The organism is Moorena sp. (assembly GCF_982860115.1).
Genome location: NZ_CEYLVT010000320.1, coordinates 1 through 6,736, shown reverse-complemented (window position 1 = coordinate 6,736; position 6,736 = coordinate 1). Strand labels below are relative to the sequence as shown.

1 protein-coding gene is annotated in these 6,736 nt (G+C 43.4%); it reads left to right on the top strand.

The features are described 5' to 3' along the window. Positions 1-271 precede the first annotated feature (271 nt). Positions 272-6,319, top strand: coding sequence for a hybrid sensor histidine kinase/response regulator (locus tag AC4II3_RS30305; RefSeq protein WP_488015726.1), 6,048 nt, complete (start codon positions 272-274; stop codon positions 6,317-6,319). Positions 6,320-6,736: the final 417 nt, after the last annotated feature.

Here is a 6,736-nt window from a genome sequence, read left to right as displayed (position 1 = left end):
TAGGGAGTAGGGAGTAGGGAGTAGGGAGTAGGGAGTAGGGAGTAGGCAATAGGCATGCTAGCAATAGGCAATAGGCATGCTAGCAATGCTTACTTCGTTCCTTCAGACTTCAGACTTCAGACTTCAGACTTCTGACTTCGTTCCTTCAGACTTCTGACTTCAGACTTCTGACATCTAATGTTACCTAGTCTGGAGGAACAGGGAAATCTATAAAGTGAGTCCGGTTTAATTGGTCGCATTGGCTCTATACCCTCACCTAGGTATGTCACCCATGAACACAACTCCTCCCAACATTAAAGGCTATTCCATCACTGACCTGGTCTACCATGGGTCGAGAACCGTAGTTTATCGTGGCACTAGGAACTCAGACGAAACACCAGTAGTACTCAAACTGCTCAATAATCCCTATCCCAGCTTCCAGGAACTTGTCCAGTTCCGTAATCAGTACACCATTGCCAAAAATCTTGACCATCCCGGCATTATCCAAATCTATAGCTTGGAGTCCTACCAAAATACCTTGGTATTGGTGATGGAAGACTTTGGTGGCATCTCCCTGGAAGACTATACCACTGATAGCTTGGATCAAGAACCGAGTATGCTCACTGAGCAGTCAGTTCAGGAATTTCTCCACATTGCAATTCAAATCGCTTCGATCCTGGACGAACTCTATCGCCACCGAGTCATCCACAAAGACATCAAGCCTAGGAATATCCTGATTAATCCCAGCACCAGTCACGTCAAACTGATTGACTTCAGTATTGCCTCCCTACTGCCGAAAGAAAACCAAATCCTGACTAGTCCTAACTGCCTCGAAGGTACCCTGGCTTACCTGTCTCCGGAACAAACTGGACGGATGAATCGGGGCATTGACTACCGCAGTGACTTTTATTCAACTGGGGTAACCTTCTACAAGCTGCTCACCACAGAGTTACCCTTTAGCACTACTGACCCGATGGAGTTGGTTCACTGTCATATTGCTAAACAACCATTACCTCCACACCAGCGTAACCGAGCTATTCCCCCACTCCTGTCCGACATTATCAGTAAACTGATGGCTAAAAATGCTGAAGACCGTTATCAAAGTGCTTTGGGACTCAAGTATGACCTAGAACAGTGTTCCTATCACTGGCACAGATTGGGCGCGTACGCTGAGATGAAGTTGGGTAGTCGAGATATTTGCGATCGCTTCGTAATTCCCGAAAAACTCTACGGGCGTCAAGCCGAAGTAAAGACCTTACTCGGAGCCTTTGAGCGAGTTACTCAAGGAACCACAGAAATGATTCTGGTCGCTGGCTTTTCCGGGATTGGTAAAACCGCTGTAGTCAATGAAGTCCAAAAACCGATTGTGCGGCAGCGGGGTTATTTCATCCAAGGTAAGTTTGACCAGTTCCAGCGTAATATTCCCTTTAGTGCCATAGTCCAAGCACTGCGGGACTTGATGGAACAATTACTCACCGAAACTGATGCCCAACTGCAGCAGTGGAAAGCACAAATTCTGTCTGCTGTGGGTGAGAATGGTCAAGTGATGGTGGATGTGATTCCAGAATTAGAAAGAATTATCGGCAAACAGCCTCCTGCTGACGAACTGTCTGGTACGGCGGCTCAAAATCGGTTTAATTTGCTCTTTAGTAAATTTATCCAAGTTTTCACCACCAAGGAACATCCCCTGGTGATTTTCCTCGATGACTTGCAGTGGGCAGATTCGGCTTCGTTGAAGTTGTTGCAATTGTTGATGGCAGAAACTAATAGCTCCTATCTGCTGCTAATTGGTGCTTATCGAGATAATGAAGTAAATCCTACTCATCCGTTGATGCTAACGTTGTCCGAGATGGCGAAAGTGGGCGTTTCACTCAATACCATTACCCTTGAACCCCTGAGTAAATCTGACTTAAACCATCTGATTGCGGATACCCTGACTTGTGGGATAGAACTGGCGGAACCCCTCACCGAATTAGTCGCTCAAAAAACTAAAGGAAATCCGTTTTTTGCGACCCAATTCCTGAAATCTCTCCATCACGACCGATTAATCAGCTTTAATTTTGAGCAAGGGTATTGGCAATGTGATATTGCTCAAATTAGAGGCTTGGCTCTGACCGATGATGTAGTAGAGTTTATGGCACTGCAGTTACAGAAGTTGCCAAACGAAACTCAGGATGTCTTAAAACTAGCAGCTTGTATTGGTCACCAATTTGATTTGGATACCCTGGCAATAATCCACGATAAATCCCCAATCGAGACAGCGACTTCTTTATGGAAATCTCTGCAAGAAGGGTTGGTGTTACCTACCACTGAAATTTACAAATTCTTCACCGTTAATAGTAATTCACCATCGAGCACTGAAGAAAAATTATCCCAATCAGCAATAACGATATGCCCTACGGGCACGCTACGCGAACACCAATCCCCAAGTTACAAGTTTTTACATGACCGAGTCCAGCAAGCGGCGTATTTTCTGATTCCGGAAGACCAGAAACAGTTAACCCACCTGACCATTGGGCAACTGCTGTTGAAAAATATCCCGACAGCAGAACGAGAAGAAAAGATTTTTGATATTGTCAATCAGTTGAATTATGGTTTGGAGTTAATTACAGATCTTCCACAGCGAGATGAATTAGCTCAATTAAATCGTATTGCTGGAGAAAAAGCCAAGGCGGCCACGGCCTATGGGGCGGCTTTTAACTATTTAACCGTAGGTCTGGAATTGCTAGGGGAAAATAGCTGGCAACGTCAGTATGACCTAACCCTAGCCCTATATCAAGCTGCCGCCGAGGCCGCATACCTCAATACCGACTTTGAGCAGATGGAGCAACTGGTAATGGTAGTTTTGGCACAAGGGAAAACACTACTGGACAAAATCAAAGCCTATGAAGTCTCGATTGACGCCTATAAAGCCCAAAACCAGGGTGAGCAAGCCATTACCACCGGGCTGCAAGTGCTGAACCTATTGGGCATAGAACTCCCCCAACAGCCCAGTCCAGAGGATATTGAGCTGGCACTAAACCAAACACAGTCAGCTTTAGAGGGTAAAGAGATTGAGGAGTTAATGGATTTGCCGGTGATGAGGGATCCCGAAAAACTAGGGGCGATGAGTATCCTCTCGCGACTCGGAAAAATTGCTTATCTGACCATACCTGTACTGTTTCCGTTAATGGTTTTGAAACAGGTCAATCTCTCCCTGCAAAATGGCAATTGTCCTGTGTCTGTTGTGTGCTATACACATTACGGCATCCTGCTCTGGCACTTCTGTGGAGATATCGATGGCAACTATCGCTTCGGTCAACTGGCTCTGGGGTTATTAGGACGGTTCAATGAAAAACAGCTTAAATGTACAGTACTGTTTGTGGTCAATATCACCATAAAGCCCTGGAAAGTGCATCTGAAAGAAACATTAACCCCTTTGATAGAAGCTTACTCTTTAGGGCTAGAAACTGGAGATTTTGACGACTCTGCCTTTTGTGCGTATATGTATTTAGAACATTCTTTTTGGCTCGGCAAGCAGCTAGCTGAGCTTGACCAGAGCTGTGCGAAATATCATCAAGGGATTGATCAACTCAAGCAAGATATCCCACATCAGCTTAGTGCCATCACCTGGCAAGGGGTCTTAAACTTACTAGGACAAGCTGAAAATTCTTGCTGTTTAAGGGGTGAAGTCTACGACGAACTCCTCATGCTCGCACTCCACAAGAAGTTCAATAACGTCAGGGCACTTTACACCCTATACCTAAATAAATTATTTCTGTGTTATCTATTTCAGGATTATCCGCAAGCTTGGCAACAAGCCACCATTACCGAAAATTATTTAGATGGAGTAGCAGGCCTTTTCGTTTTTGCGCTTTTCTATTGGTACGATTCTCTGACTCGCTTAGCTCTCTATCCTGAACAAAATCACACTCAACAACAACAAAGTTTAGATAAAATCGCCCACAATCAAGACAAGATTAAAACATGGGCAGACCATGCCCCGATGAATTATTTGCACAAATTTTATTTAGTAGAAGCCGAGCGCTATCGTGTTTTGGGTCAAAAGCTGGAAGCTATAGAGTATTATGAGCGCGCCATTGCTGGAGCAAAGGAAAATGAATACATCCAAGAAGAAGCCCTGGCTAATGAATTGGCGGCTAAATTCTATTTAGAGTGGGGTAAAGAAACCATTGCCCAAGCCTACCTCACTCGTGCCTACTATGGCTATAGTCACTGGGGCGCAAAAGCTAAGGTGGAGGATTTGGAAATTCGCTATCCTCAATTTCTCAGTTCCATTCTTACCCAGAAAACTATCAATATCAGCACAGCAGAGACGATCACCAACCTCACCACTCAAGGGGTTAATAGCAGCACTACAAACGCTTCCACTGCTTTGGATTTGGCTACGGTTATCAAAGCATCCCAGGCTCTATCTGGGGAAATCCAACTTGATAAGTTGCTCTCGACTTTGATGCAAGTGGTGATGGAGAATGCAGGAGCTGACAAATGTGCTCTGATTTTGGTCAAAGGTGAGAGCTTAGTACTCCAGGCTATAGAAACCGCTAATCAAGTTACTTTAGTGGAATCTATGCCAGTGGAAGAAAGTCAAGATATTCCCCAAAGTGCGATCAATTATGTCAAGCGGAAATTGGAAACCTTAGTTATCAATGATATTACGGTTGAGACTATATTAGCTGCTGACCCCTATTTTATTCGTCAGCAACCCCGGAGTCTGATGTGTACTCCCATCATTAATCAAGGTCAACTAATTGGCTTACTTTATCTAGAAAATAATCTCACCACTGGAGCCTTTACACCAGACCGATTAGAAATATTAAATCTGCTCACCTCCCAAGCTGCTATTTCTATCGAAAATGCTCAACTTTACAGCAATTTAGAAGAGAAAGTTGCCGAACGCACTGCTGAATTAGCACAAGCTAAACAAGCGGCTGATGGGGCTAACCAAGCTAAAAGCGAATTCCTCTCCAATATGAGCCATGAATTGCGTACTCCTCTCAATGGTATCCTCGGCTATGCTCAAATCCTGAAGCGGGACCGGAAGCTAGGCACTAGGCAAATCGATGGTTTAAGGATTATTGAACAAAGCGGTAACCATTTGTTGACTCTAATCAACGATATTTTAGACTTATCTAAAATTGAAGCTCGCAAAATGGAACTTTACCCCACTGACTTACATTTTCAAAGTTTTATAGAAAGTGTGGTGGGGATTATTCGCATGGGAGCCTTAGAAAAAGATATCTTGTTTCAATATAACCATCAGGATAACTTACCTCATGGCATTAAAGCTGACGATAAACGACTTCGGCAGGTACTGCTGAATTTATTAGGTAATGCTGTTAAATTTACTGACAGTGGTAAAGTAACATTAAAGGTTAAGGTGATTAGTCTCGACCAACCAGACAAGACAACACTTCGTTTTCAAGTTATTGATACCGGTGTTGGTATGACCGAAGAACAGTTACAGAAAATTTTCCAACCCTTTGAACAAGTGGGAGATACCCAAAGGCGTGCTGCTGGCACTGGTTTAGGTTTAGCAATCACTAAGCAGTTGGTAGAGCTAATGGGAGCAAAACTACAAGTCACAAGCGAATTTGGCTACGGCTCTACCTTCTGGTTTGATGTTACCTTCCCACTGGTAGAAACATACCAACCACAGAAGCAACAGAGCCTCGGGCAAATTGTTGGTTATATTGGCTCTCGGCGCAAGGTATTAATAGCGGAAGACAAAGCAGCAAATCGGGCTGTGTTGCAGAACATGCTGGAGCCATTGGGCTTTGAAATAGTGATGGCAGAAAATGGCCAGCAGGAAATCGAACTGGCTCAACAGCTGCAACCTGACTTGATATTGACCGACTTAGTCATGCCGGTCAAAACTGGCTTTGAAGCGATCGCAGAACTGAGAAACCTACCTCAAATGCAGGATATCCCAATTATTGTGGTGTCCGCTAGCGTGTTAGACACAGACAAAGAGAAAAGTAAGCTTGTTGGCTGTCAAGGCTTTTTGTCCAAACCTGTGGATGAACAACAGTTGCTGAAATTGTTGGGAGAGTATTTGCAACTGGAGTGGATTTATGAAGAAGTATCGCCACAGACGACCATAGCAACAGCTAGAATTGAGCAACCATTAGTGATTCCGCCACCAGCAGAAATGGAAGTGCTCTACGAATTAGCCATGCTCGGCAGTATGAGAAAGATTCGCCAACGAGCCACCTATCTCCAAGAACTGGATACAAAGTATATCCCCTTTGCTAAAAAACTCAAAAATTTAGCCGAAGGATTCCAGGAGGAAAAGATTTTAGATTTAGTGGAAAAGTATCTAGAGATGTCAAACAGTTAATCGATTAATGGGAGTAGGCAATAGGCAATAGGGAGTAGGGAGTAGGGAGTAGGGAGTAGGGAGTAGGTAAGTCAGAAGAGGGATCCCCCCTCCTTAATAAGGGGGGAACGGAAGTGGAAAAAAATTCTGTTTACTTCATAGCTATAAAAAACGCTATATCTTGTTGTTGTCAAACCCAATTAAATTGAGTTAAACTGTAGAAATAATAGTTAAAATTAATAAGAATTAGTATAGCCTTTAGCAATATATTATCAAACCAAATTTTGATTGATAAAAAAATAATCTGATAGATTTGCTACTGTTCCCTGTTCCCGATTATAGATTCTAAATTATAAATTATAAATTCCCTTAAGCCAACTATCTATGATTACTATTAACGGCTATCAAGTTAACACTAAACTTTACGAAAGTTCTAAT